Origin of the sequence: Oceaniferula marina (assembly GCF_013391475.1) — a bacterium.
In the GTDB taxonomy this organism is placed as follows: domain Bacteria; phylum Verrucomicrobiota; class Verrucomicrobiia; order Verrucomicrobiales; family Akkermansiaceae; genus Oceaniferula; species Oceaniferula marina.
Genome location: NZ_JACBAZ010000049.1, coordinates 1 through 1,317, shown reverse-complemented (window position 1 = coordinate 1,317; position 1,317 = coordinate 1). Strand labels below are relative to the sequence as shown.

Sequence of the window (1,317 nt, the reverse complement as noted above, 5' to 3'; positions counted from 1 at the left end):
AGCTAATTTTTCTGTCGATCATAGTCGTAGAAAGCCAAAATCTTATCGTCGGAAGATGAACTTACAACACGGAGATTTGAATAAATCATATGACCGCTCCATATAAAAGCGGCTAAAATAATACGCCAATCCCACAATGAATGATCAGAGTAAACCCCCTCCATAAATACACTATATGCGGGTAAGCTTACACCCCATAGCGTCACGAGTATAAAGATAGCCATTCTAATACAATCTCGCAACTTATCGCTAGGTTCTGCAGCCCCATAAGCACTCCCATAATATGATAGGCGCTTAATAGGGAAAGCTGCGACTAATAGTAAAGCTATGCCAGCAAGTGGCACTGCAACTAAAAAGAACCCATTAGCAAAACATAGAAACGCTCCTAGTGCACACAGCGGGCTAAAAATGGCAGCTATCCGCATAAGGTTGCGAATTCTAGAAAAGTGCTTTTTCATTTTTTGGCTAACGTAAAGTTCACCCGTGGCGATGAAAGCGTGGATAAACGGTTAAAGTTTCAATTCTGATTCGTGGTCGAAAAACTTGGCAAATCAGCTACTAGCCATCGGGTGCAACGACTTGTTAGGCACTGATCCTATCGTGATACTCAATTTGACCATCTATCCAACCTTCAACGTCAGCCTGCGTAATACTGGCATCTAGAATATATTGAATTATCTTATCTGCCACCTCTGATTTATCAGCTGTCAAATAAGCTAACGTCGCATCAATCCCTCCGCCAACCAAGAAATAGACATCAATAATAGAGCCAACATCCATATTAAGATGCTTAACTTGCCAAATATGAAATACGTCTTCAACCTTCTCAAGACGAGTTAGCAGAAAGACACAGAGATAAATATTCTCATAGTAGTCATCGTTATTAATCGTTCTCTCCCAGAGACCTCGTCTGTAAATAACCTCCTCGGACAGGAGTTCTAGTATCAACTTTCTATGTATAGGAGAAGGGTTATTAGGAATGAGGCAATACAATGCATCTCGTAACTTGGCATCACAGAGTGGTTGCAACTCACTAGTTTGTTGATCACCCAAAGTCCACTCTTCAAATATTGTATCGATGTCCATATTTAGCCTAACGTAAAGCACACCGGCAGCGATCAGGCGTCGATATGCGAATTAAAGATACGATGACGTAAAAAGGTTACCTGTCGCAAATTCGACAGCTACTAGCTGTCGGGTGCTGCGACTTGTTCTGCCGATTAGTTTCCCCCGCTTTTCTGGTTCCTTTCAAGTGCGACTCGGAATCAACCTTTCTTGCTCACAACTTATGGAACGTGACACCCGAATTCGTGTGCC

2 protein-coding genes are annotated in these 1,317 nt (G+C 42.1%); both read right to left on the bottom strand.

Annotated elements, in window-relative coordinates:
- Positions 1 to 2: 2 nt before the first annotated feature.
- Positions 3 to 458 (bottom strand): hypothetical protein, encoded by a 456-nt coding sequence (locus HW115_RS19490; protein WP_178935336.1) that lies wholly within the window; start codon positions 456 to 458, stop codon positions 3 to 5.
- A gap of 124 nt (positions 459 to 582) precedes the next feature.
- Positions 583 to 1,086: a hypothetical protein gene (locus HW115_RS19485; protein WP_178935334.1), complete on the bottom strand. Its 504-nt coding sequence runs from the start codon at positions 1,084 to 1,086 to the stop codon at positions 583 to 585.
- Between the last annotated feature and the right edge of the window lie 231 nt (positions 1,087 to 1,317).